The sequence below is a fragment of the uncultured Allobosea sp. genome (genome assembly GCF_945956895.1).
GTDB lineage: Bacteria > Pseudomonadota > Alphaproteobacteria > Rhizobiales > Beijerinckiaceae > Allobosea.
On sequence record NZ_CAMFJF010000008.1, the window covers coordinates 34,772 to 58,956 of the forward strand.

The following is a 24,185-nucleotide window of genomic DNA, read 5'->3' on the forward strand; positions in this document are numbered from 1 at the left end:
TGAGGCCCGCCTTTCGCATTTCAGGCCGCGTAGCCCTTGATCTGCGCCAGCGCGGTCATCACGCCGCGGAGCTCCGCGAGCCCCCGCAGGCGCCCGACGGCGGGGTAGCCCGGAAAGCTGCCCTTGCCGACATCGTCGAGCAGTTCGTGGCCATGGTCGGGCCGCATCGGGATCTGCCAGTGCTTGTGACCGGCGGCCCTGCGGCGCTGCTCCTCGGCCATCAGCGCATCGACCAGTGCGACCATGTCGGTATCGCCGCCGAGATGCTCTGCCTCCATGAAGGAGCCGTCCGGGTCCTTGGCGACGTTGCGCAGATGCGCGAACCAGATCTTGTCGGCGAACCGCCGCGCGATCTTGGGCACGTCGTTCTTCGGATTGGCCCCGAGCGAGCCCGAGCACAGGGTCAGCCCGTTCGACGGCGAGTCGACCGAGCCGAGGATGTAGGCGATGTCGTCCTCGGTCGAGCAGATCCGCGGCAGGCCGAAGAGCGAGCGCGGCGGATCGTCCGGGTGGATGCACATGCGGATGCCGACTTCCTCGGCTGTCGGGACGATCGCCTCCAGAAAGCGCTTCAGGTTGGCGCGCAGCTTGTCATGGGTCATGCCGGCATAGCACTCCAGGATGCGGGCAAGGCCGGGCAGGTCGTAGCGGTCGAAAGCGCCGGGCAGCCCGGCCATGACGCTGGAGAGCAGCCGGTCGCGATCGGCCTGCGTCGAGTTGTCGAACCAGGCCTTGGCCTTGTCCATCACCTCGGCGGAATGGCCCTCGGCGGCGCCCTTGCGCTTCAGCATGAAATGGTCGAGCGCGATATATTCATGCAGGTTGAAGCGCAAAGCTGTGCCGCCGCCCGGCAGCTTGTGGGCAAGCTCGGTGCGGGTCCAGTCGAGCACCGGCATGAAATTGTAGCAGATCACCTCAAGGCCGCAGGCGGCGAGGTTGCGCATCGACTGGCGGTAGTTCTCGAAGATGGTTTCGAGGTCGCCTTCGCCGATCTTGACGCTCTCATGGATCGGCAGGCTCTCGACCACTTTCCATTCGAGGCCGAGGCTCTTGTCGCTGCGGACGATCGCCTGGCGCTTCTCGATCTCCTCGATGCTCCAGACCACGCCATAGGGGATCTGGTGCAGCGAGTTGACGATGCCGGTCGCGCCGGCCTGCCGGGCCTGCGCGAGAGTCACGACATCGTCCGGCCCGAACCAGCGCCAGCATTGTTCCATGGTCTGCTATCCTTGTGAGAAATGTCGCTGTGCGGCAGAGCTGCGTCAGGGGTCTTCGTGGGCGAGGCGGGAATCGTCGAAGGCATCCGCATGGTCCTTCGCGATCGTGTCGATCGTCGCGAAGACAGTGCGCAGATGCGCTCGCATCGCCGCCTCCGCGCCCTTCGCGTCGTGCTTCATCACGCAGGCGGCGATGACCCTGTGCTCGTTCAGGATCACCTCGGACCAGGATGGCGTCTCCAGCGAGAGGCAGCGCACGCGGTCCATCTGGGCCTTCACGCCCTCGATCATGCTCCAGACGGCGCGGTGGCCGGCGATGCGCGAGATCTCGGCATGGAACACCTCGTCGAGGCGGAAGATCTCGGAGCGCTCGCCTCGCCGCACGGCTTCCGCCTGTTCCTCGACCAAGGCTGCGAGGCGGCGGCAATCGGCGTCGCCGATGCGCTGGGCAGCGAGCACGACGGTGCGGCACTCCAGCGTCTCGCGCACGAATTGGCTGTCATGGACGGCGGCGAGATCGATCGGCGCGACGAAGGTGCCGACCTGCGGCACGGCGACGAGGAAGCCCTCGTCGACCAGGCGTTTGAACGCTTCGCGCACCGGAGTGCGGCTGACGCCGAAGCGCAAAGCCATCCGCGCCTCCGACATCGATTCGCGTGGTTTCAGCGCGCCGCTGATCACATCGCTGCGCAGGACGTTGTATATCTGGTCAGTACTATGTCGGGTTGCGGGGTGGGCCATTGCCAAGCTCTCGACGACTAGTATACTAGGATACCGACCAACCGGGGGCTGCGTCAACTTGGCAGGTTCCCGTGTCGAGTGGCAGGGACGGGATCGCGGCAGCCGGACCAGCACAACATAAAAAGTTGATAAGCGGGCATCCGCATCTGGAGGAGAAAACATGGCTCACGACAGCATCAATCGGCGTCATTTCATCGGCGGCGTTGCCGGTCTCGGCGTCGCGGCGCATGCACCGGGCGTCTTCGCGCAGCAGCTCAAGCTGCCGGCATCCCCACTGACGATCAGCGTCATCGACGTCGGCGGGGCGCTGGCCCTCGTCCAGACGCCGCTGGAGAACTATCCGAAGGCCAATCCCAAGGCCGTCTCACGCATGGTCTTCACCAAAGCCCCGGCGCCGGAGCTCCCGGCCAAGCTGAAGGCCCAGCAGAATGCCGGCCGCCTCGATATCGATCTCGTCATCGGCGGCCTGGACGTGCTTTCGGCCGGCATTGACCAGAAGCTCTGGGTCGATCTGCTGCCGCGCCTGCAGGCTGAATTGCCGAAGCCGGAGGATATCTACCTCAAGCCGGCGCTCGCCATGCACAATCTCGGACAGGGTCAGGCCATGGCGATGGTCTATTACCCCTCCGGCCCGCTGCTCGAATACATGCCGGATCGCGTCAAGCAGGTGCCGACCACGGCCGAGGAGCTGCTGGCCTGGACCAAGCAGAACAAGAACCGCTTCTTCTACGGCCGTCCGGCCAATTCCGGCCCCGGTCGTACCTGGATCATGGGCCTGCCCTATCTCCTCGGCGACAAGGACCCGAAGGATCCGGAGAAGGGCTGGGACAAGACCTGGGCCTACCTGAAGGAGCTCGGTGAGAACATCGAGTACTATCCGGGCGGCACCGGCCAGACGATGAAAGAACTCGGCGACGGCTCGCGCGACATCATCGTCTCGACCACCGGCTGGGACATCAACCCGCGCGTGCTCGGCATCGTGCCGAAGGAAGCCAAGGTCCAGGCGCTCAAGGGCTTCCACTGGGTCACCGACGCCCAGTACATGATGATCCCGAAGGGCGTCTCCGACGAGAAGCTCAACGTGCTGCTCGACCTGATCCGCCACATGCTGACGCCCGCTCAGCAGGCCTATACCTATGACGAGGGCTATTTCTATCCGGGCCCGGCGGTGAAGGACGTGCCGCTCTCGATGGCGCCGGCTTCCAGCCAGAAGGCCATCGCCGAGTTCGGCCGGCCCGAATACGAGAAGCTGATCGCCGACAACCCGATGGAAACCCCGCTCAACCCCGACAAGATGGTCATCGCCTTCCGCATCTGGGACGAGACGGTCGGCGGCGCCAAGAAGAAGTAAGACTGGTTGCGGCGGCGGGCATCGGTATCGCTCCGAGGCCCGCCGCCGGTTCCTTCGACCCCGTTCTCAGATCCATCCGGAAGCCATGACCATCAACGCAGCCTCGTTCCGCGAGCTTCGGCTCGACCGTCTGAGCCGTGACTTCGGCACCCATAACGCGCTCAAGGACGTCTCGCTGACGATCGGCAAGGGCGAGTTCATCGCGCTGCTCGGCCCGTCAGGCTGCGGCAAGTCGACGACGCTGAACCTGATCGCGGGCCTGCTGCCGGCAACCGGCGGTGGCATCTGGCTCGACGACAAGCGCATCGACCCCTTAAGGCCGGAAGAGCGCGGCTTCGGTATGGTCTTCCAGAACTACGCCCTGTTTCCGCATATGAGCGTGAACAAGAATATCGGCTTCGGCCTGAAGATGCGCGGCGTCTCCAAGGCGGAGATCGACAAGCGCGTCGCCGAGGCTGCCGCGCTGGTGCGCCTGCAGGGCCAGACCGAGAAATTGCCCGGCCAGCTCTCCGGCGGCCAGCAGCAGCGCGTCGCCATTGCCCGCGCGATCGTCGTCGAGCCGCCGCTCGTGCTGATGGACGAGCCGCTTTCGAATCTCGACGCCAAGCTGCGTCTGGAGATGCGCGCCGAAATCCGCCGCATCCACAACACGCTCGGCGCCACCACGATCTACGTCACCCACGATCAGGAAGAGGCGCTTTCGCTCGCCGACCGCATCGTGGTGCTGCGCGACGGCCAGGTCCGCCAGGTCGGCACGCCGGAGGACCTGTTCATGCGGCCTGACCATCTCGACGTCGCGGAGTTCATGGGCTTCCGCAACAAGGTGAAGGGCAAGGTCGCATCAGTCGGCGACGGCAAGGCGACGGTCACTGTGGGCGATGCGCAGATTTCCGGCCGCGCGCGCAATGCGGTTTCCGCCGGTGCCGAAGGTTATCTGGCGATCCGCCCGGAAGACCTGCATCCGGTCGCTTCCGGTCAGCCCGGCCTCAAGGCGCAGGTCGTCTCGACCGAGTTCCGCGGCCGTGAGTTCGTCGGCTTCGCCCGCATGGCCGATGGCACGGACCTGTCCTTCCTCGCCCATGACAAGCTCAGCCCCGGCGAGGCGGTGACGCTCGCGGCCGATCCTGACCGCGTCCTCGTCTATGGAGCGGTGGCGTGAGCACCGACGTCTCTTCCATCCCGCTGAAGCAGCGGCTGGCGGCGAAGGGGCTCGACGGGCTGACGCTGCTCGTCGTTCCCGCGATCCTGTTCCTGCTGGCGCTGTTCATCTACCCGTTCCTTTACGGGCTCGTGCTCTCCTTCGAGCCGAAGCAGGGCGGCATGTTCGCCAATTACCAGCGCTTCTTCTCCGACCGCTTCCTCTATGGGACGATCGCGACGACGCTCTGGCTCGCCCTGCCGGTGACGGTCGCGACATTGCTGCTGGCGATCCCGATCGCCTTCCGCGTCCGCCTGATGAAGAACCAGCGCCTGCTGACCACGATCCTGGTGATTCCGATCACGCTCGGCACCGTGCTCGTCGCCGAAGGCCTGCTGAACTATCTCGGGCCGCAGGGCTGGTTCAACCGCGTCCTGATGACCTTCGGCATCATCTCCTCGCCCGTGAAGCTGCTCCATAACTACTGGGGCGTGATGCTCTCGCTGGTCATCACCGGCTTCCCCTTCACCTTCCTGCTGACGCTCTCCTATCTCTCCGGCATCGATCCCGCGCTGGAGAATGCGGGCGCGACCCTGGGGGCGGGGCCTTGGGAACGCTTCAAGCACATTCTCTTCCCGCTGCTGCTGCCGGGGCTCGCGATCACCTTCTGCCTGAGCTTCGTGCAGGCCTTCTCGGTCTTCCCTTCGGCGGTGTTGCTCGGCGCGCCCTCGGGGCCGACACGCGTGATCTCGATCGCGGCCTATCAGGCGGCCTTCGAGGAATACGACTACTCCATGGCTTCGGCCGTCGCGATGATCATGGGCGTGGTCCAGCTCGCCATCGTCGTCGTGGTGCTGGCCGCGCGCGGCCTGCTGTATCGCGGCCCTGCCGGCGGCGGAAAGGGCTGATCCGATGGTGAAAGACACCCGTCTCTCGACGAAGCTCTGGGCGGCTGCCAACTGGACGCTGATCGGCTTCTTCATCGTCAACCTCTTCGCGATGATCGCGACGGTGGTGACCTCGTCCTTCTCGACGCGCTGGCTCGGCACCTGGCTGCCGGCCGGCTGGACGACGCGCTGGTATTCGGCCGCCTGGGCGGAGTTCCAGCTCTATGACGTGCTGCTCGTCACCTTCCAGATCGTCTTCCTGGTGGTAGCGCTCTCCGGCCTGATCGGCGTGCCCGCTGCCTATGCGCTGGCGCGGCGGGATTTCCCCGGCAAGAAGCTCGTCATGCTGCTCTTCCTGCTGCCGCTGCTCGTGCCGCCGATCACCTTCGGCATCCCGCTGGCGACGGTGCTCTACCAGACCGGCTTTGCCGGCCAGATGTCGGGCGTCGTGCTGGCCAATCTCGTGCCGACCGTGCCCTTCGTCATCCTGGTGATGATCCCGTTCATCGAGCAGATCGACACCAAGATCGAGTCGGCAGCGCGCGTCTTCGGCGCCAACACCTTCAAGCTCTTCGTGCATGTGCTGCTGCCGCTGCTCATGCCCGGCATCCTCGCCGCGCTGCTGCTGGTGCTGGTCAGGACGCTTGCGATGTTCGAATTGACCTTCCTCACGGCCGGCCCGACCAGCCAGACGCTCGTCGTCGCGCTCTACTATGCGGTCTTCGCTGCCGGTGTGCGCGCGGTGCAGTCGATCGATGCCATGGCAGTGATCTACATGGTGACCACCCTGATCTGGCTGATCATCGCCCTGCGCTTCGTCAATCCGACACAGATCGTCGCCCGCGCCAAGAAGTGAGGGGCTCGGTCCGGGCGTGCAAAACCGGGCCGAATGGGTTAGGGGAGCGGCCATGACCTTGCCGCTCCCGAATATGCGCTTCTCCGTGGCGCCGATGATGGACTGGACCGATTCCGCCTGCCGGATCATCCATCGCCTGATGTCACGCCACGCGCTGCTCTATACGGAGATGGTGACCGCGCAGGCCGTGATCCGTGGTGACCGCGAACGCCTGATCGGCTTCGACGCGATGGAGCACCCCGTCGCGCTCCAGCTCGGCGGCAACGATCCCAGGCTCCTCGCGGAAGCCGCGAAGATCGGCGCCGATTTCGGCTATGACGAGATCAACCTGAATTGCGGCTGCCCCTCCGACCGAGTGCAGGGCGGGGCCTTCGGCGCCTGCCTGATGCGCGAGCCGGCGCTGGTCGGCGATTGCGTTGCGGCGATGAAGGCTGCGGTTTCCATCCCCGTCACCGTGAAATGCCGGATCGGCGTCGACGATCAGGACCCTGAAGTCGCGCTCGATGCGCTGACCGCCTCGGTCCGGGCGGCTGGCGTCGATGCCCTGATCGTCCATGCCCGCAAGGCCTGGCTGCAGGGCCTCTCGCCCAAGGAGAACCGCGAGATCCCGCCGCTGGACTACGAGCGCGCCTATCGCCTGAAGGCCGATAATCCGGATCTGCCGGTCGCAATCAATGGCGGCATCAGGGCGCGGTCCGAATGGTCCGCGCATCTGGAGAAGCTCGACGGCGTGATGATCGGCCGCGAGGCCTATCAGAATCCCGAGATCCTGCTCCAGGTCGATCCGCTGGTCTTCGGCAAGGATGCGCCGGTGGCCGATGCTTTCGCCATGCTGGAGGCGCTGGAGCCGCATCTTGCCGCGCATCTGGAGCGTGGCGGGCGCGTGCATGCCTTCACCCGCCATCTCGTCGGCCTGTTCCCGGGCCGTCCCGGCGCACGCCTGTTCCGCCGCCATCTCGCCGAGCGCTGCGTTGGCGCCGATGCCACGCTGGACGATCTGCGCGCGGCTATCGCCCATGTCTCGCGCCATGAGGCTGCCGCGGCGGCCTGAACGCGCCGGCTGGTTGCTGGGCGAGCGGTTTGCTGCCAAGCCGTGGCTGCTCCCGGACACGGGGCATGGGATTGCAGCTTCGACGGGACGGCAGGGCGATGGCGCAGGACGGAATCAGGCTGGTCAATGTGTTCACGCATCAGGGCCAGGGCGGCAATCCCTGTCCGATCGTGATCGATGCGGCAGCGTTGCGGGATGAGGACATGCGGGCGATCGCAGCCCGATACGGCCATGAATCCGGCTTTGTCCGTCCGCCCTCCGGCACAGACTCCGATTTCACCTTCCGCTTCTGGGTGCCGCGCCACGAGATGGAGATGTGCGGCCATGCCACGATCGGCGCTCTCTGGTGCCTGGCGACGGCCGGCCGTCTCGATGCCGAGCAGATGCGGATCGAGACGCGCAGCGGCCCTGTCACCGGCTATGTCGAGAACCGCGCCTCCGAAAACCCCTCGGTCGAGATCAGCCAGCCGGTCGGCAAGGTCGTCGACCTGACGCGTGAGCAGGAGGAGGACGTGCTTGCGACGCTCCGGATTTCGCGCGGCGACCTGCTCGACCTGCCGATCCAGAATGCGGTGACCTCGCGCGTCAAGACGCTGATCCCGATGAAGAGCGTCGCCCATCTGCAGGCACTGACGACCGACATGGCCCTCACGGAGAAATGCTGCGAGCGTATCGCCTCGACCGGGCTCTACCCTTACGCCGTCGCCGATCAGGCCGAGCGGCGCTTCGAGGCCCGGCAATTCCCGAAATCCTCCGGCTACCCGGAGGATGCCGCGACCGGCATCGCCGCGGCGGCGCTGGCCTTCGGCCTGCTCCGGAACGATCTCGTCCCCCGCGACAGCGGCCGCATCACCATTCTGCAGGGCCGGGCGATGAATGCCCTCTCGGAAATCCGGGTCAGGATCGGCTTCGCCGATGGCCGGCCGGTCGGCTGCCTGCTCGGTGGCGAGGTGATGCCGGCGGCTGATTACGCAGCCTGAGCGCGATCTCCAGATTATCGCTGGGCAGGCGCGCAATCGCCTCCGCCTTGACACAGGCCGTCGATGTTGCCTACACTTAACCCAATGGTTAAGTTTCAGGACGCGCAGCTCGACCGGACCTTCTCTGCGCTGGCGGATCCGACGCGACGGGCCTTGCTGGCACGGCTGGAGCGGGAGGATGGGCTGTCGGTCAGCGAGCTCGCGAAGCCGTTTCCGGTTTCGCTCCCGGCGATCATGAAGCATCTCGACGTCCTCTCGGATGCCGGGTTGCTGACGCGGACCAAGGTGGGGCGCACCGTGTCGTGCCATCTGAATGCGGAGCCGATGGAGGAGGCGATGGGCTGGCTGGCGCGCTATCAGCGCTTCTGGACCGAACGGCTCGATGCGCTGGAGGCGCTGCTCGAAGCGCGGCGCAAGGGCGAAGGCTGAAGGTGAGGGAAGGAGCAGGCGCATGCATCAGCCGGTAACGCCGAGCCTCACGATGAAGCGCCGCCTCAATGCGTCGCCGGCCGAGGTCTATGAGGCCTGGACCGACCCGGACCTGCTCGTCCGCTGGTTCGGACCGGAGAATGTCGTGGCGCAGGAGGCGGAGATCGATCCGCGCGTCGACGGCGCCTATCGCGTCGTGATGATCGAGAACACCGGCGAGCGCCATGAGGTTCTCGGCCGCTATCTGGAAGTCGTCGAGAATGAGCGTCTCGTCTTCAGCTGGTCCTGGATCACGACGCCCGAGCGCGTTTCGCGCGTCACCGTGACGCTCAAGCCGGACGGCGACGGCACGATCCTGACGCTTCTGCATGAGAAGCTCGCCGACGATGCCGCCGTCCGCGGCCACACCCATGGCTGGACGGGGACCATGGTCAAGCTCGAGGCCTATTTCGCCTGAGCGATCGCGTGCCGGAGCACGCCGAAAGGCCGCCGGCATCGCGCCGGCGGGAAGCAGAGGAGAGGAGACGATGGAACACAGGATCGTATCCCGTGAGGAGTGGCTTGCCGCGCGCAAGGTGCATCTCGCCAACGAGAAGGAGCTGACCCGTCGTCGCGACGCGCTCTCGGCCGAGCGGCGGGCGCTGCCCTGGGTCAGGGTCGAGAAGAACTACAGCTTCGAGGGCTGGGATGGCGGGCTCACGCTGGGCGATCTCTTCGCCGGCAACAGCCAGCTGATCATCTATCACTTCATGTTCGGGCCCGGCGCCCGGGAGGGATGCCCGAGCTGCTCCTTCCTTGCCGATCATTTCGACGGCGCCAACCGGCACCTGAAGCACCATGATGTCAGCCTCGTCGTGGTCTCGCGGGCGCCTTACGCGGAATTCCAGAATTTCCGGCACCGCATGGGCTGGGACTTCCCCTGGGTCTCCTCGGCGAACAGCGACTTCAACCACGATTTCCACGTCTCGCCGAGCCCGGAGGAGAGGGCGGCCGGCCACTACGAGTACAATTACGCGATGCATGACGGGCAGGGCGGCGAGATGCCGGGCTTCAGCGTGTTCTATCGCAACGAGGCCGGCGAGATCTTCCACACCTACTCGACCTATGCCCGCGGCGGCGACCTCCTGATCGGCGCCCATAACTTCCTCGACATGACCCCGAAGGGACGCAACGAGGTCGGCATCATGGACTGGGTCCGCCATCACGACCGCTACCCAAGCAAGCCGCTGGGCGCGGCGAGTTTCCAGCCGGAGCTCGCGGTCGGTTCCTGCTGCGGCTGAACCTGGTTTCATGGATTCCTATCGGGTTCATAGAGTTGATATCAACATTTCACAGGCAGCCGCCGTGCGGCGGCGGCAAGCAAGGAGAAGCGCAATGGCCTATGTCGATGGTTTCGTCGTCGCGGTTCCCGCGGCGAACAAGGATGCGTACCGCAAGCAGGCGGCTGACGTGGCACCGCTGTTCAGGGAGTTCGGTGTCCGGCGCCATGTCGAGGCCTGGGGCGACGACGTTCCGGACGGCAAGGTGACGGACTTCAAGGGGGCGGTGAAAGCGACGCCGGACGAGGTCGTGGTCTTCTCCTGGTTCGAATACCCCGACCGGGCGACGCGTGACGCTGCCAACGAGAAGATCATGAGCGATCCGCGCATGAAGGCGATGAGCCAGGAGATGTCGTTCGACGCCAAGCGGATGATCTATGGCGGCTTCGCCCCGATCCTCGACGAGGGCGAGGGCGGCGCGATGGGCTATGTCGACGGCGTGCTCGTCGCGGTGCCCGACGAGCGCAAGGCCGATTATCGCGACTTCTCCGCCGGGCACGCCGCCCTGTTCAAGGAATACGGCGCCCGCCGCGTCGTCGATGCCTGGGGCGACGACGTGCCGGACGGCAAGCTCACGGATTTCAAGGGCGCGGTGAAGGCGCAAGCCGGCGAGACGGTGGTGTTCAGCTGGGTCGAGTGGCCTTCCAAGGAGGTGCGCGCCGCCGCCTGGGGCAAGATCATGGCGGACCCGCGCATGGCCCAGCTCAAGATGCCCTTCGACGGGAAGCGCGTCGTCTATGGCGGTTTCGCGCCGATCTTCGACACCGGGCGCGGCTGAGGCCACTGGGGCGGACAAGACGAAAGCGTGCCGTTTCTGCACGGAAACACGCGGTCATCCCGGGCTTGACCCGGGATCCATGCCGGAACGTCTCCGATCAAGGTTCAGGCATGGATCCCGGATCTTCGCTTCGCTCCGTCCGGGATGACCCGCGTTTCCATCGAAGCGCGGCAGCCCCAGGTCTTGCTACACGCAACGGTCATGCGGGGGCGGCATCTTGCCCCCGCCGGCCAAATCGCCGAGAGATCGGGTTGCTTCACCGGATCTCTCGTCATGCTTGCTGGCATTCCCCTCGGCGATCTCGCCTTCCTCGCCGTCTCGCTCGTGCTCGCCGGCGCGGTCACCGGTCTTCTCGCCGGCGTCTTCGGTGTCGGCGGCGGCGCGGTCATCGTGCCCGTGCTCTACGAGGTGTTCCGCGTCATCGGCGTTGTCGACGAGGTGCGCATGCCACTCGCTGTCGGCACCTCGCTCGCCGTGATCATCCCCACCTCGATCCGCTCCTTCAACGCGCATCGGGCGAAGGGGCTTGTCGATCTCTCCATCCTCAAGGTCTGGGCTGTGCCCGTCGTGATCGGCGTCATCGTCGGCAGCTGGATCGCCCGCTATGCGCCGGCAGACCTGTTCAAGATCATTTTCGTCATTGTGGCATCGATCTCGGCCGTCCGCCTGCTCTTCGCCGCCGATCGCTGGAAATTCGGCGAGGACATGCCGGGCAAACCGCTGATGGTCGCCTATGGCGGCATCATCGGCGTGCTTTCGGCGTTGATGGGGATCGGCGGCGGCCAGCTCTCCAGCCTGTTCATGACCTTCTATGGTCGGCCGATCCATCAGGCGGTTGCCACCTCCTCGGGACTCGGCGTGCTGATCTCGATCCCCGGCGCGCTCGGCTTCATCTATGCCGGCTGGCCGAAGATGGCGATCCTGCCGCCGCTCTCGCTCGGCTATGTCTCGCTGATCGGCATGATCCTGTTCATCCCGACCTCGATCTGGACCGCGCCGATCGGCGCGAGTCTCGCGCATCGGCTCTCGAAGCGGCGCCTCGAAGTCGCCTTCGGCCTGTTCCTGCTCTTCGTCGCCAGCCGCTTCATCTGGTCGCTCATCCACTGAGGCGGATGACGATGAACGAGACCGCGATCCGGCTGCTCCAGCCCGCAGACCATCAGGCTCTGGCCGCGCTGATGGTCGAGATGCAGGGCCATTACAGCGTGCCTTGCCCGCCCCTCGAAGAGATTCTCGCCGGACTGGCCTCGCTGCCGGCTGGCGTCGATATCCTGGTCGCGGTGGAGGGCGAGGCGGTGCTTGGCTTCGCTTCGGCCTGCAATCTCTATCCGGGGCCGGGCCTGAAGACCGGTTTCTTCCTCAAGGAAATCTACGTTGCCGATGCGGCGCGCGGTGCCGGGCTCGGCCGCAGATTGATGGCGGCGCTTGCCGAGCTCGCGCTGGAACGCGGCCACCGCCGCATCGACTGGACGGCGGATGCCGATGACGCGGCGCTGCTGCGCTTCTATGACGGCCTGGGCGCTGCCGCCTATCCGAAGAAGGTGTTCTACCGCCTGACCGGCGACGCGCTGGTCGGTCTGGCTGGCGCGGCCAAGGACTGATTTTCAGGCCCGGCGATCGGCCAGTCGCTCCGGCAACACAGCCATGACCGCCAGCCGCTCGGCCTCGCTCAGTCGCCCCCACTGCGCGATCTCGGCGAGCGTCCGCCCACAACCTTCGCAGAGTTTGCTGACCGGATCGATCACGCAGACCTTGATGCAGGGCGTCGAGGCTCCGCTCATCGCGCGGCCCACCCCAGTGCCAGCGCGAGGCTGAGATAGATCGCGATCTCGGCGAGCTGCTGGGCGGCGCCGAGGATGTCGCCGGTCTGCCCGCCGATCAGGCGCCGCGCCATCCGCGATAGAACCGCCGCCGCGCCATGTGCCAGCGCGCAACCGATCAGCAAGCCGGCGATCGGCAATTGCGCCGCGAGCCCGATTCCGGCCGCGAGGAAGAGGCTCAGGCCCAGTGCGACCCGTGCCGTGAGCACGGTCGGCTGCCCGACCGCCGCCGCTGCGCCGCTGCTGCGCGCGGCTGGCTGGGTCGCCAGCATGAAGAGCCCCTCGGCACGCGACCACGGAGCCGCAACGAGCAGCGCCGACGCAGCCGCCACAGCGCCGGAGCGGTCGAGGATCATGGCGATCAGGCTCGCCCGCAGCAGCAGCGACAGCCCCAGCGCCAGCGCACCATAGGAGCCGATGCGGCTGTCTTTCATGATCTCCAGCCGGCGCTCGACCGTATGCCCGCCGAACAGCCCGTCGGCGGTGTCGGCGAGCCCGTCCTCATGGAAGGCGCCGGTCGTCAGGGCCATCGCCGTCAGCGCGAGCGCCGCCACGACGAAGCCGCTCAGGCCCGCAAGGCCGGCGCCCAGCGTGACGAGCGCTGCCGGTGCGGCGATGACGAGCGCTGCGAAGGGCAGGGCGCGCGGCACCTCCCGGAAATCGGGAATCCCATGGCCGTCGTTCTCGCCCGGCAACAGCGGTACCGGCAGGCGCGACCAGAAGCGCAGGCAGATCGCGGTCGCGATCCCCCAGCCCGGCCAGTCCGGCGGGGGCGTCTCGATCGTGGTCTCAGCCTCTGACATGCCTGCCGCGTCGTCTCGCTCGATTGTCTTCACGCTCCCGACCCTATAGCAGCAGCGTCAATCCTGCCGCCATGCCGATGCGCTGATGCGGCGCCCTCGCGTGATGGATTTGACCATGGCCGCCTCCGGATTGCCCTTCGACGATATCCGCGACCTTATCGCCGCGATGCCCGGCCCCGACATGGCGGCAGCGAATGCGGTGCGGACCCGTGACGCCAACCTCACCAAGCCGGCCGGCAGCCTCGGCCGCATGGAGGAGATCGCCGAATGGCTCGCCGCCTGGCAGGGCAAGGCTCCGCCGGAGGTGCGGCGTCCGCTGGTCTGCGTCTTCGCCGGCAATCACGGCGTGGTGGCGCAAGGCGTCTCGGCCTATCCGCAGACGGTGACGCGCCAGATGCTGGAGAATTTCGCGGCCGGTGGCGCTGCGATCAACCAGATCTGCGCGGCCTATGATCTCGGCTTCAAGGTCTTCGACCTCGCGCTCGACCTGCCGACCGGCGATTTCACGCAAACCGATGCGCTCGATGAGCGTGCCTGCGTCGCCACCATGGCCTTCGGCATGGAGGCGCTCGTCGGCGGCACCGACCTGCTCTGCCTTGGCGAGATGGGCATCGGCAACACCACCTCGGCGGCGGCGATCTATGCGGCCCTCTATGGCGGCGATGCCGCGCATTGGTGCGGCCGCGGCACCGGCATCGACGACGAGGGCTTCAAGCGCAAGGTCGCGGCGGTGGAGGCGGGGCTGGCTTTGCATCGCGCCCATCTCAAGGACCCGCTCGAAGTGCTGCGCCGTCTCGGCGGGCGCGAGGTCGCGGCGATCTGCGGCGCCATCATCGCCGCCCGCTCGCAGCGTATCCCGGTCATCCTGGACGGCTATGTCGTGACGGCTGCCGCCGCGATTCTGCACGCGATCGCGCCCTCGACGATCGATCATTGCATCGCCGGCCATCTCTCGGCCGAGGGTGCCCATGCCGACGTGCTCGCCCGCCTCGGCAAGGTGCCGCTGCTGGCGCTCGACATGCGCCTCGGCGAGGGCTCGGGCGCGGCGCTCGCCGCCGGCCTCGTCAAGGCCGCGGCGGCGGTCCATTCGGGCATGGCGACCTTCGAGCAGGCGCAGGTCGCGCGGAAGGATTGAAGGCCGGGAACCGCGACCTGCCCCCTCTCCCCTTGCGGGAGAGGGTTGGGGTGAGGGGTCACGCCAACGCTTCTCGTCATTGCGAGCGTAGCGAAGCAATCCAGGGGCGGCAGAGCGCTACGTCTTTCTGGATTGCTTCGCTACGCTCGCAATGACGATGAAGGTCGCGAGACCCCTCGTCCGTCAGCGCTCCGCGCCTTCCCTTCTCCCGCAAGGGGAGAAGGGAAGGCGCGCCCCGGAATGACAAAGGGCGGAAGCTACCCCGCGTAATCCGTCTTCAAGCCCGCCCGCTCGGCATGGCGCTCCTGCGCCAGTTCGATCAGGCGGGTGATGAGGGCGGGGTAGGGCAGGCCGGAGGCCTCCATCATCTTCGGATACATGCTGATCGCGGTGAAGCCCGGCAGCGTGTTGATCTCGTTGAAGTAAAAGGCGCCGCTCTGGCGGTCGAGGAAGAAGTCGACGCGCGCGAGCCCGCTACATTCGAGCGCCAGGAAGGCGTCGATCGCGAGCTGCCGCACACGCGCCATCTGCTCGGCGTCGAGCTTGGCGGGCAGGTCGACGCTGGCGCCGTCCTGGTCGATATACTTGGCCTCGTAGGAATAGAACTCGTGCTGTGGGCCGGCATTGAGCTCGCTGGCGACGCTCGCCACTGGCGGATCGCCGTCGAGCACCGCGACCTCGATCTCGCGGGCGTCGATGCCTTGCTCGATCAGCACCTTGGTGTCGTACTGGAAGGCGTCCGTGAGCGCGGCGTCGAGAGCCTCCCAGCTCTTTACCTTATGGACGCCGACGCTCGAGCCCATGTTGCACGGCTTGACGAAGACGGGGAGCGTGAGCAGGCCCTCGGCCGCCTTGGCCGATCCTTGAGGGTCGCGGCGCCAGTCGCGGCGCGACAGGGCGAGATAGGGCGCGACCGGCAGGCCGGCGAGCGCCGCCAGTCGCTTGGCGATGTCCTTGTGCATACCGACTGCAGAGGCCAGCACGCCCGAGCCGACATAGGCCGCTCCGGCCAGTTCCAGCAGGCCCTGCGTGGCGCCGTCCTCGCAGAGCGGGCCATGGATCACCGGGAACACGACATCGACCGGCGGTATCGCCGGCGCCGTGCTGTCGGCGGGCAGGATGGCCGTGCGCTCGCCTTGCGGCTCCAGCCGGATCGAGGGTGAATCCACCGGGATCGGCAGGCTGTCGCCATTCGTCGCCTCGATCAGGCGCAGGTCGTGGCATTGCCAGCGCCCCTGCTTGTCGATGCTGACCGGAACGGGCTCGAAGCGCTCGCGGTCGATATAGCGCAGCACCGAGGCCGCCGATTTCAGCGACACCTCATGCTCGCCCGACTTGCCCCCATAGAGCACGGCGACGCGCGTTTTCCGATTCATGATCCGATGGTCCGAGAGGCTGGAGGAGGTGTCTGCACAAGCTGGTGAGAGGGTGTCGCCGAGCGATGGGGCGAGATTCGGGCGAGGAGGTCAGGCGGCCCGCGGCTTTGCCTTCGGCTCGGGCAGGGCGGCGAGCGTATCCATCACGCGCTCGGCCGGCAGCGTGATCGTGACCTCGGTGCCGGCGCGCGGCTTGGACTTCAGATGGAAGCCGCCGCCATGCAGGTCGATCAGCCCCTTGACGATCGGCAGGCCCAGCCCCGAGCCCTGCTCGGCGGTCTTGATCGCAAGGGAGCCGCGCCCGAAGCTCTGCATCACGATCGGGATCTCGTTCTCGGGGATGCCGGGGCCGGTATCGGTGACGGAGACATATTGCCCGCCGGTCGCGGTCCAGCCGACCTTGATCGTGATCTCGCCGCCCTGGGGCGTGAACTTGATCGCGTTCGAGAGCACGTTGAGCACGGCCTGCCGGATAGCGCGCTCGTCGGCCCAGACGCGCGGCAGATCCGGCTCGGCCAGCGCGCGGATGCTCTGGCCCTTGGCCTTGGCGCGCAGCGCCAGCATATGCTGGCAGTCCTCGACGATGCTGGGGAGCGAAAGCGCTTCCTCGTTCAATTCGTATTTGCCGGCCTCGATGCGCGAGAGGTCGAGGATTTCGTTGATCAGGTTGAGCAGGTGTTGGCCGGAAGCGTGGATATCGGCCGAGTATTCCTTGTAGGCGGCATTGGCATGCACGCCGAAGATTTCGTTCTTCATCACCTCGGAAAAGCCGAGGATGGCGTTGAGCGGGGTGCGCAATTCATGGCTCATCGTCGCCAGGAAGCGCGACTTGGCGAGATTGGCTTCTTCAGCCTTGCGGCGGGCTTCGTCCGAATTGGCGTTCGCGGTTTCCAGCTCCGCGATCAGCGCGTCCTTCTCTGCCCGGAAGGTGATCGAGGCGACAGAGCTCGCATAGAGTCGGTTGGCGAGGAAGATGAAGAAGAGCTGGGCCGAGGCCGCCATCAGCGCCATGGTGACGCTGTCCATGTCGCGTCGGTCCCAGAAGAAGACCATGATCCCCATGATGATCGGGGTCAGTCCGGCATAGGCCGCCATCGGGATCGTCGCCGAGAGCATGACGGTCAGCGCGCTGACGATCAGCAACGCGGTGGTGACGAAGACCTTGGCGCCGGGCGCGTCGACCTGGACGAACAGCAGCAGCAGCAGCGACCAGGCCAGGCCGTGTACGCCCTCGGCCGCGGCGAAGAGCCGGCGCCAGAGCTTCAGCCGGACCTCGTCGGGACCCTTGGCGAGGAAGCGCCGCGCCATCAGCACGATGATCATCGTGGTGAGCAGTACGGTGCCGCTCCAGACTGCGACGAGTGGCGGCGGCAGCCAGAGGCAGGCGCCGGCGGCGATGCTGAGCACCAGCACCAGCGTGCCGGCGGAGCCTGCGATCCGATATTGCGCGAAAACGCGCAGCAACTCGTTGTCGAAGGCGCGTTCCAGCCCGGTCGAGGAGGTCAGTCGTTCGCGCGCGGATTTGACCTCGCGCGTGACCAGCTTCCGGCGGGCCACGACCGAGGGATCGGGACCGCGCCCGCGCTGCACCTGTTCGGCCGTCACTTCCGCCATGATCGGGAGCGTGTATCCTCGTTCGGCCGCTGCGGCATGCAGGGGCCGGCTCGCCATCATGGACACCAAATCGTTAAGCTCTTCCTGATGGCACCCTTCGGATTCGGTCGCTCCCGCTATGGACCCTTCGGCTGGCGCCGCGTCGGCCGGCCGGTCGACTTCGTCGTGGCGCTCGGCCTGCTCGGCTTTCTCGGGCTCGCCGGCGCGATCCTGCAATACCGTCTCGGCCCGGCGCGTGAACTTGTCGGCGCTGCCCAGGCGATCGACGGCGATTCGGTGCGCCTGCTCGGCGAGGAACTGCGGCTGGAGGGGATTGACGCACCCGAATACCGCCAGAGCTGTACCGCGCGTGACGGCCGGCCGGTCGCCTGCGGGCGCGAGGCGCGCCGCGCCTTGCAGGCGATCCTGGCGCGCGGCGTGACGCAGTGCGAGATCGGCAAAGCCGATCGCTATGGCCGTGGCCTCGCCCGCTGCCGGCAAGGCGAGACCGATATCAACGCGACGCTGGTGCGCGAGGGGCATGCGGTCTCCTACGGAGCCTACCGTGCCGAGGAGGACGAGGCGCGCATCGCCGGCCGCGGCATCTGGGCGACGCAGTTCGAGCGGCCGGAAGCCTGGCGCCGCAGCCATCCGCGCTGAGAGCTCGTTCGAAAAATGCAGCCCTCATCCTGAGGAGCCGCGTGAGCGGCGTCTCGAAGGATGTTCCAGATGTCTCCGGAACCTCCTGGAGCATCCTTCGAGACGCGCCTTCGGCGCTCCTCAGGATGAGGGCTGAGGGGATGGTTCCGCCATGCTCGCGTCATGAAGCGCCGGCAATCCGGTTGACCTTCCGGCGTGGGCCGTGATCGGGTACGGCGGCAGATGGAGGGGATCTGATGAAGCTCTATGACGGCGGGCGGGCGCCGAATCCACGACGGGTCCGCATCTTCTTCGCGGAGAAGGGCGTGCCGTTGCCGGAGCTCGTGCCGGTCGATATCGCCCGCAAGGAGCACAGGAGCGAGGCCTTCACCCGGATCAACCCCGCCCAGCGCCTGCCGGTCCTCGAACTCGACGACGGCACCGCGCTCGCCGAGACGATCGCGATCTGCCGCTATGTCGAGGCGTTGCATCCCGAGCCGCCGCTCTTTGGCCGCGACGCCAAGGAGCAGGCGACGATCGAGATGTGGAATCGCCGCGTCGAGCTCGGCCTGTTCGCCAGCGTCGCCGCCGTCTTCCGCCACAGCCATCCCTCGATGGCGGAGTTGGAGGATCAGGTGCCGGAATGGGCCGAGGCCAATCGCGACCAGATGGACGACCATCTCTGGCTGCTCGAATTGCAGCTCGCCACCAATCCCTTCGTCTGCGGCGAGGTGCTGACGGTCGCCGACATTACTGCCGGCATCGCCATCGATTTCATGAAGCCGTCGCGCATCCCGCTGCCGGAGGATTTCGTCCATATCCGCCGTTGGCATGGCGAATTGTCCGGCCGGCCGAGCTGGAAGGTCTGATGCGCCGCTTCGTCCTGGCCCTGCTCGCCGTCGTGGCCGTGCCGGTGGTCGCGCAGGCGGCAGAACGCCTGAGCGGCGAGGCGATCGAGCGCGCCTTCCGGGGCAATACGGTCTCTGGCCGCTACACCAACGGTGGCTTCTTCACCGAATATCACGACGCGAACGGCCAGGCGCTCGGCCATAATGGCTGGCAGGCCAATACCGATGCCTGCTGGATCACCAAGCCCGACCGCATCTGCTATTATTACGGCCCGCCGAGCGACCGCACCGTGCATTGCTTCTCGGTCGAGATGAGCGGCGATCTCTACGTCCTGCGCAACAGCGGCAACGGCATGGTCAATGCACTGGCCAAGGTCGAGCTTGGCAACCCGCGCAATCACACCGACAACGGCACGCCCTGGTATTGCGACGGGCTGATTTCGCGGGCGCCCGAACACCCGATGAGCCGGAAATTGGCGCGGCGCTGATGTCTCGGGTCGCAGGCATCGCAGCTGTTGTTCTTGGACTGGTTGCAGCCGCGCAGGCGTCGGCAGCCGAGCGGCTGACCGGCGATCAGATCAAGCAGCTCTTCGAGGGCAATACCGTCTCCGGCCGCTATTCCGGCAGCAACCTGCCGTTCAGCGAGTATCATCACGCCGATGGCCGGGCGAGCGGGCACAATCGCCATGTGACCAACACCGATGCCTGCTGGATCACGACGCCGGATGCCGTCTGCTACTACTATGGTCCGCAGGAGAAGCGGCGCACCTATTGCTTCACCATCGAGACCAGCGGCGACCTCATCGTCATCCGCAATCGCCCGAGCGGCCGCATCAACGGCCTTGCCCGGATCGAGAAGGGCGATCCCTACACTTACACCGCGAAGAAGTCCGACTGGGTTTGCGACGGCCTGATCTCGCAGGCGCCGGGCCGGTCGCGGCTGGCCAGCCGATGAGCGCTGCCGAGACGCTGGACGAGGTGCTGGCGGAGCTGCGCGCCTGCCGCATCTGCCGCGATGCGCCCCTCTATCTGCCGCCGCTGCCGCATCAGCCTCGCCCGGTCATCCAGGCGGCGGCAACGGCGCGGCTCTGCATCGCCGGCCAGGCACCGGGCACGCGCGTCCATGCCAGCGGCCGGCCCTTCACCGATCCCTCGGGCGTGCGGCTGCGCGACTGGCTCGGCATTGACGAGGCCGCGTTCTACGACGCGGCGAAGGTCGCGATCGTGCCGATGGGCCATTGCTTTCCCGGCCTCGATGCCAAGGGCGGCGACAAGCCGCCGCGGCGGGAATGCGCGCCGGCCTGGCGGGGCCGTGTCTTCGCGGCGCTGCCCCGGATCGAGCTCGTGCTCGCGATCGGGCGCTATGCCCAGGGTTGGCATCTCGGCCCGAAGGATGCGGCCAATCTCTCCGCCACCGTCGCCAACTGGCGCGAAATCCTCGCCCGACCGGTCTTTCCCCGCGTTCTACCGCTGCCGCATCCGTCCTGGCGCAACAATGCCTGGCTCAAGCGCAATCCGTGGTTCGAGGACGAGCTTCTGCCGGTCCTGCGTCAGGAGGTGGCGCGGTTGCTGGGGTAGCTCAGTAGCGGAAGGGGCTTGAATCGAGTCCGCGATTGACCTGGCCGCGCACACTGACCACCGAGCGGACTTCGCCGAGCCCGGTCTGGCCGCGGCTTTCGAGATAGACCATGCCGTCAGTCCGGGTGCCGGTGCCGTTGCGCGAGCTCTTGCCGAATTCGGCGCGAACTGCTCCGCCGGCCTTGACGCAGAACTGGGAACCTTCCACGCGGACGAAGCCCGCGCCGTATTCGGGGCAGGGGCGGGCGGCGGACCCGGGCTTCTGGGCAGGTTTTGCCGGGGCCGCGTAAGGCTCGGCCTTCCGCGGCAGCGGCTGGCCGATCGACTGCGCCGAAGCTGCCGTCGCAAGGCCGGTCAGGAGCAAGGCCAGGGTCGTGCGAAGCATGGTTGTGATCCGTTGAACGGCTTCCGTTACTGAGCCAGCAAGGCGCAGTTATGGCAAGATCGAACCGTATGATCGTCATACAGAAAAACCCCGGCTTGCGCCGGGGTGAGTATCCCTCGCGCTACGGGCTCCGTTGGATCAGAGCTGGTTCGAAACGCGCGAGCGGATCAGGAAATTGTCGTAGGTGTATTCCGCGATCTGGAACCAGAGATATTCGTCGCTGCGGAAGGCCGACATCGAATCGTAGATCTTCTTGAAGTCGGCGTTCTTGGCTGAAGTCTCGGCATAGACCTCCTTCGAGGCCTTCAGGCAGGCTTCGAGGATGTCCTGCGAGAATGGCCTGAGCTGCGCGCCGGCGGCGACGAGGCGCTTGAGTGCGGGCGGGTTGCGCGCGTCGTATTTCGCCTGCATGTCGATATTGGCCTGGGCCGCCGCCGTGGTGAGCAGCGACTTGTAGACCTTCGGCAGCTCCTCCCATTTCTTCGTGTTGATGAAGAAGTGCAGGGCCGCGCCGCCTTCCCACCAGCCGGGATAGTAGTAGTAGGGCGCGACCTTGTTGAAGCCGAGCTTCTCGTCATCGGCCGGGCCGACCCATTCGGCCGCGTCGATCGTGCCTTTTTCGAGTGCCGGATAGATGTCGCCACCGCCGATCTGCTGCGGCACGACACCGAGCTTGCTCATCACCTGCCCGGCAAAGCCGCCGATGCGCATCTTGACGCCCTGCAGGTCCGCGGCCGTCTTGATCTCCTTGCGGAACCAGCCGCCCATCTGGCAGCCGGTATTGCCGCCGGGCAGCGCGTAGATATTGGCCTTCTTGTAGAACTCGTTCAGCAGCTCGTTGCCGCCGCCATGATAGAACCAGGCGTTCTGCTGGCGCGCATTGAGCCCGAACGGCACGGCGGTGCCGAACGCATAGGTCGGGTCCTTGCCGACATAGTAATAGGAGGCCGTGTGGCACATCTCGACGGTGCCGTTCGTGACCGCATCCGCCGCCTGCAATGCCGGTACGACCTCGCCGGCCGCAAAAACCTGGATCTGAAAGTTGCCGTCGGTCGCTTCCGAGACGGCTTTGGCGAGAACTTCAGAGGCGCCGTAGATGGTATCCAGCGATTTCGGGAAGGATGAGGTGATGCGCCACCTGATCTCCGGCATCGGCTGCGCGATGGCCGGACTGGCGATCGCACCCGCAGCCGCCCCAGCCGCCGCGGTCTTCAAGAATAGGCGTCGCTTCATCAATTATGCCCTCCCTCCCGGACATGCACGCCGGTCTTCCGGTCGTGCCGATGCGAGCCAGCAAAGCAGGTCTGATAGCGAGAGCAAGAGTGAATTGCATGGCCGTCATGCATTTTTGTCATGAATCGTGAAAGGCTATCAAGAATCCGCGATGGATCCGCCCGGGCCATCGCCACGAAAAAAGGCCCGGCAAATGCCGGGCCTCGAAGGGATGACTGACGATTGGGCTCAGCGGGTGCGCGTGCGGACCTGGAAGACGTCGAAGCTGAGTTCGGCAACCTGCCACCAGAGATACTGGTCGGAGCGGAAGGCGGCCATGGCCTCGATCGCCTTCTTGAAGTCCGGGTTCTTGGCCGAGATCTCGGCATAGAGCTCGTTGGAGGCCTTGAGGCTTGCTTCCATCACGTCCTGCGGGAAGGGGCGCAGCTGCGTGCCGGCCGCGACCAGGCGCTTCAGCGCGGGCGGGTTCACCACGTCGTATTTCGCCGCCATCTGCGTGTTGGCATAGGTGCAGGCGGCGGTGAGTGCGGCCTGGTAGCTCTTCGGCAGCGCATTCCACTTGTCGAGGCTGACGAAGGCGTGGACCGTCGGGCCACCTTCCCAGAAGCCCGGATAGTAGTAGTAGGGCGCAACCTTGGCGAAGCCGAGCTTCTCGTCGTCATAGGGGCCGACCCACTCGGCACCGTCGATCGTGCCCTTCTCGAGCGCCGGATAGATGTCGCCGCCGCCGAGCTGCTGCGGCACGACGCCGAGCTTCTGCAGGACCGAGCCCGCGATGCCGCCGATGCGCATCTTCAGGCCCTGCATGTCGGCGACCGATTTGATCTCCTTGCGGAACCAGCCGCCCATCTGCGCACCGGTATTGCCGCAGGGCAGGCCGTAAGCGTTGAACTTCTTGTAGAACTCGTTGAAGAGCTCGTTGCCGCCGTTCTGGAACAGCCAGGCGTTCTGCATCCGGGCATTGAGACCGAACGGCACCGAAGCGGCGATGGCGAAGGTCGGGTCCTTGCCGACATAGTAGTACGAGACGGTGTGGCACATCTCGACGGTGTTGTTCGTGACGGCGTCGAGCGCCTGCAGCGCCGGGACGATTTCACCCGCCGCGAAGACCTGGATCTGGAACTTGCCGTCGGTGAGCTCGGAGACCATCTTGGCCATGATCTCGGCGCCGGCATAGATCGTGTCGAGGGACTTCGGGAAGCTCGACGCCAGGCGCCACTTGATTTCCGGATTCGACTGCGCCACGGCCGGCATGGCCACGGCGGTCGCGGCGGCACCGGCCGCGGCGGTCTGGATAAACTGACGGCGCTTCATCTAGGGGCTCTCCTCGGGAGTCTGGCGGATGCGGCGTTTCGAAACGGCTTCTGCCGCCCGGCATTCAGAGACGGGTTGTAGCGAATGGATTTTCGAAGCGCGAGGGATTTCGTCGTCGATTCTTGCGACTTTCGGCTAGGTTTGACTGCTGTCTTGGCGCGCATCTCCCGTGGTGGTTAAAGCGGGCATGATCGAGACCGAGAATCTTACCCTGCGCCGCCCCGAGATCGGCGATCTCGATGCGATCCATGCGATGCGCAACGATCTCGCCGTCGTCCGGTTCCTCGGCGGCCGGGCGCTCAACCGCGAGGAGGCCTGGCATCGGCTGACGCGCCTCGTCGGCCAGTGGGCCTTACGCGGCTACGGCATGTTCGCGGTCATCGAGAAAAGCAGCGGCGTTCTGGTCGGCGAAGTCGGTCTGTTCGATGGCTGCCGGGGTCTGGCGCCGGATTTCGACAACGCACCGGAAGCGGGATGGGTCATGGCGAGCGGGGCGCATGGCAAGGGCTATGCCGGTGAGGCAGCTGCCGCCGCGCACCGCTGGTTCGCCGCGACGCATGGCGAAAAGCGCAGCGTCTGCATCATTGCGCCCGAGAATCTTGCCTCCTTCCGCGTGGCGCACAAGCTCGGCTACAAGAGCTTCGGGCAGGTCGATTACCAGAACGGGCCGGTGACGATGCTCGAACGCGTTCCCGGCTGACGGGCCCGGGTAGG

General features: G+C 66.3%; 28 protein-coding genes. 19 read left to right on the forward strand and 9 right to left on the reverse strand.

All coding sequences use genetic code 11. The features are described from left to right. Nucleotides 1-20 precede the first annotated feature (20 nt). Together uxuA and Q0Q02_RS07165 are read right to left on the reverse strand one after the other, a co-directional pair. A complete protein-coding gene (gene uxuA, locus Q0Q02_RS07160) occupies nucleotides 21-1,217 on the reverse strand; it encodes a mannonate dehydratase (RefSeq protein ID WP_293808121.1) in 1,197 nt (398 codons plus the stop codon). 45 nt (nucleotides 1,218-1,262) lie between these two features. Then, complete coding sequence (locus tag Q0Q02_RS07165) at nucleotides 1,263-2,120, reverse strand: GntR family transcriptional regulator (protein ID WP_367275024.1); 858 nt, start codon at nucleotides 2,118-2,120, stop codon at nucleotides 1,263-1,265. Here Q0Q02_RS07165 and Q0Q02_RS07170 point away from each other — a divergent pair. From Q0Q02_RS07170 to Q0Q02_RS07225, 12 genes are all read left to right on the forward strand, one after another. Next, nucleotides 2,119-3,309: an extracellular solute-binding protein gene (locus Q0Q02_RS07170; RefSeq protein ID WP_293808124.1), complete on the forward strand. Its 1,191-nt coding sequence runs from the start codon at nucleotides 2,119-2,121 to the stop codon at nucleotides 3,307-3,309. The two genes, Q0Q02_RS07165 and Q0Q02_RS07170, sit on opposite strands and share 2 nt — an antisense overlap. A 91-nt stretch (nucleotides 3,310-3,400) precedes the next feature. Beyond that, complete coding sequence (locus Q0Q02_RS07175; RefSeq protein WP_293808280.1) at nucleotides 3,401-4,468, forward strand: ABC transporter ATP-binding protein; 1,068 nt, start codon at nucleotides 3,401-3,403, stop codon at nucleotides 4,466-4,468. Beyond that, a complete protein-coding gene (locus Q0Q02_RS07180; RefSeq protein ID WP_293808126.1) occupies nucleotides 4,465-5,355 on the forward strand; it encodes a sugar ABC transporter permease in 891 nt (296 codons plus the stop codon). Before Q0Q02_RS07175 ends, Q0Q02_RS07180 begins: the two co-directional genes overlap by 4 nt. 4 nt (nucleotides 5,356-5,359) lie before the next feature. Then, nucleotides 5,360-6,190 carry an ABC transporter permease subunit gene (locus tag Q0Q02_RS07185; protein WP_293808127.1) on the forward strand — a complete coding sequence of 277 codons (831 nt, stop codon included), beginning with the start codon at nucleotides 5,360-5,362 and terminating at the stop codon, nucleotides 6,188-6,190. A gap of 52 nt (nucleotides 6,191-6,242) precedes the next feature. Beyond that, a complete protein-coding gene (dusA, locus tag Q0Q02_RS07190) occupies nucleotides 6,243-7,241 on the forward strand; it encodes a tRNA dihydrouridine(20/20a) synthase DusA (RefSeq protein ID WP_293808128.1) in 999 nt (332 codons plus the stop codon). Nucleotides 7,242-7,306: 65 nt separating this feature from the next. After that, nucleotides 7,307-8,221, forward strand: coding sequence for a PhzF family phenazine biosynthesis isomerase (locus tag Q0Q02_RS07195; RefSeq protein ID WP_293808129.1), 915 nt, complete (start codon nucleotides 7,307-7,309; stop codon nucleotides 8,219-8,221). An 84-nt stretch (nucleotides 8,222-8,305) separates the two neighbouring features. After that, nucleotides 8,306-8,650, forward strand: a complete 345-nt coding sequence (locus Q0Q02_RS07200) for a metalloregulator ArsR/SmtB family transcription factor (RefSeq protein ID WP_293808131.1) — start codon at nucleotides 8,306-8,308, stop codon at nucleotides 8,648-8,650. A 22-nt stretch (nucleotides 8,651-8,672) separates the two neighbouring features. Beyond that, a complete protein-coding gene (locus tag Q0Q02_RS07205; RefSeq protein ID WP_293808133.1) occupies nucleotides 8,673-9,107 on the forward strand; it encodes an SRPBCC domain-containing protein in 435 nt (144 codons plus the stop codon). A 70-nt stretch (nucleotides 9,108-9,177) separates the two neighbouring features. Further along, a complete protein-coding gene (locus tag Q0Q02_RS07210; RefSeq protein WP_293808135.1) occupies nucleotides 9,178-9,930 on the forward strand; it encodes a thioredoxin family protein in 753 nt (250 codons plus the stop codon). A gap of 94 nt (nucleotides 9,931-10,024) precedes the next feature. After that, nucleotides 10,025-10,747, forward strand: coding sequence for a DUF1428 domain-containing protein (locus Q0Q02_RS07215; protein WP_293808136.1), 723 nt, complete (start codon nucleotides 10,025-10,027; stop codon nucleotides 10,745-10,747). Between the two features lie 273 nt (nucleotides 10,748-11,020). Further along, a complete protein-coding gene (locus Q0Q02_RS07220) occupies nucleotides 11,021-11,854 on the forward strand; it encodes a sulfite exporter TauE/SafE family protein (protein ID WP_293808138.1) in 834 nt (277 codons plus the stop codon). An 11-nt stretch (nucleotides 11,855-11,865) separates the two neighbouring features. Next, a complete protein-coding gene (locus tag Q0Q02_RS07225; RefSeq protein ID WP_293808139.1) occupies nucleotides 11,866-12,348 on the forward strand; it encodes a GNAT family N-acetyltransferase in 483 nt (160 codons plus the stop codon). 3 nt (nucleotides 12,349-12,351) lie between these two features. Here the strand turns inward: Q0Q02_RS07225 and Q0Q02_RS07230 are convergent, their stop codons facing one another. Next, nucleotides 12,352-12,528, reverse strand: coding sequence for a DUF1289 domain-containing protein (locus tag Q0Q02_RS07230; protein WP_293808141.1), 177 nt, complete (start codon nucleotides 12,526-12,528; stop codon nucleotides 12,352-12,354). Continuing rightward, entirely contained in the window at nucleotides 12,525-13,370 is an 846-nt protein-coding gene (locus Q0Q02_RS07235; RefSeq protein WP_293808143.1) for an adenosylcobinamide-GDP ribazoletransferase, read from the reverse strand. The genes Q0Q02_RS07230 and Q0Q02_RS07235 overlap by 4 nt, the downstream gene beginning before the upstream one ends. Nucleotides 13,371-13,485: 115 nt before the next feature. Here Q0Q02_RS07235 and cobT point away from each other — a divergent pair, with 115 nt between their 5' ends. Continuing rightward, a complete protein-coding gene (gene cobT / locus Q0Q02_RS07240; protein ID WP_293808145.1) occupies nucleotides 13,486-14,505 on the forward strand; it encodes a nicotinate-nucleotide--dimethylbenzimidazole phosphoribosyltransferase in 1,020 nt (339 codons plus the stop codon). A gap of 257 nt (nucleotides 14,506-14,762) precedes the next feature. Here the strand turns inward: cobT and Q0Q02_RS07245 are convergent, their stop codons facing one another. After that, nucleotides 14,763-15,881, reverse strand: a complete 1,119-nt coding sequence (locus Q0Q02_RS07245) for a D-alanine--D-alanine ligase family protein (RefSeq protein ID WP_293808147.1) — start codon at nucleotides 15,879-15,881, stop codon at nucleotides 14,763-14,765. Nucleotides 15,882-15,971: 90 nt separating this feature from the next. Beyond that, on the reverse strand, nucleotides 15,972-17,495 hold the full coding sequence (locus Q0Q02_RS07250) for a HAMP domain-containing sensor histidine kinase (RefSeq protein WP_293808149.1): 1,524 nt from the start codon (nucleotides 17,493-17,495) through the stop codon (nucleotides 15,972-15,974). Between the two features lie 87 nt (nucleotides 17,496-17,582). Between Q0Q02_RS07250 and Q0Q02_RS07255 the strand changes: the two genes are divergently transcribed. From Q0Q02_RS07255 to Q0Q02_RS07275, 5 genes are all read left to right on the forward strand, one after another. Further along, complete coding sequence (locus Q0Q02_RS07255; RefSeq protein WP_293808150.1) at nucleotides 17,583-18,134, forward strand: thermonuclease family protein; 552 nt, start codon at nucleotides 17,583-17,585, stop codon at nucleotides 18,132-18,134. Nucleotides 18,135-18,370: 236 nt separating this feature from the next. Then, the gene (locus tag Q0Q02_RS07260; RefSeq protein ID WP_293808152.1) at nucleotides 18,371-18,982 is read left to right on the forward strand and encodes a glutathione S-transferase; all 612 of its coding nucleotides are present in this window, start codon (nucleotides 18,371-18,373) and stop codon (nucleotides 18,980-18,982) included. Then, nucleotides 18,982-19,449, forward strand: a complete 468-nt coding sequence (locus tag Q0Q02_RS07265; RefSeq protein WP_293808154.1) for a hypothetical protein — start codon at nucleotides 18,982-18,984, stop codon at nucleotides 19,447-19,449. Before Q0Q02_RS07260 ends, Q0Q02_RS07265 begins: the two co-directional genes overlap by 1 nt. Then, the gene (locus Q0Q02_RS07270; RefSeq protein WP_293808155.1) at nucleotides 19,449-19,916 is read left to right on the forward strand and encodes a hypothetical protein; all 468 of its coding nucleotides are present in this window, start codon (nucleotides 19,449-19,451) and stop codon (nucleotides 19,914-19,916) included. Before Q0Q02_RS07265 ends, Q0Q02_RS07270 begins: the two co-directional genes overlap by 1 nt. Then, a complete protein-coding gene (locus Q0Q02_RS07275; RefSeq protein WP_293808157.1) occupies nucleotides 19,913-20,539 on the forward strand; it encodes a uracil-DNA glycosylase family protein in 627 nt (208 codons plus the stop codon). The genes Q0Q02_RS07270 and Q0Q02_RS07275 overlap by 4 nt, the downstream gene beginning before the upstream one ends. Nucleotide 20,540: 1 nt before the next feature. Here the strand turns inward: Q0Q02_RS07275 and Q0Q02_RS07280 are convergent, their stop codons facing one another. From Q0Q02_RS07280 to Q0Q02_RS07290, 3 genes are all read right to left on the reverse strand, one after another. Continuing rightward, nucleotides 20,541-20,924 (reverse strand): hypothetical protein, encoded by a 384-nt coding sequence (locus Q0Q02_RS07280; RefSeq protein ID WP_293808158.1) that lies wholly within the window; start codon nucleotides 20,922-20,924, stop codon nucleotides 20,541-20,543. Nucleotides 20,925-21,062: 138 nt separating this feature from the next. Next, on the reverse strand, nucleotides 21,063-22,157 hold the full coding sequence (locus tag Q0Q02_RS07285; protein WP_293808160.1) for a TRAP transporter substrate-binding protein: 1,095 nt from the start codon (nucleotides 22,155-22,157) through the stop codon (nucleotides 21,063-21,065). 228 nt (nucleotides 22,158-22,385) lie between these two features. Continuing rightward, nucleotides 22,386-23,471 (reverse strand): TRAP transporter substrate-binding protein, encoded by a 1,086-nt coding sequence (locus tag Q0Q02_RS07290; RefSeq protein WP_293808162.1) that lies wholly within the window; start codon nucleotides 23,469-23,471, stop codon nucleotides 22,386-22,388. Between the two features lie 187 nt (nucleotides 23,472-23,658). Here Q0Q02_RS07290 and Q0Q02_RS07295 point away from each other — a divergent pair, with 187 nt between their 5' ends. Beyond that, on the forward strand, nucleotides 23,659-24,171 hold the full coding sequence (locus Q0Q02_RS07295; protein WP_293808164.1) for a GNAT family N-acetyltransferase: 513 nt from the start codon (nucleotides 23,659-23,661) through the stop codon (nucleotides 24,169-24,171). Nucleotides 24,172-24,185 lie beyond the last annotated feature (14 nt).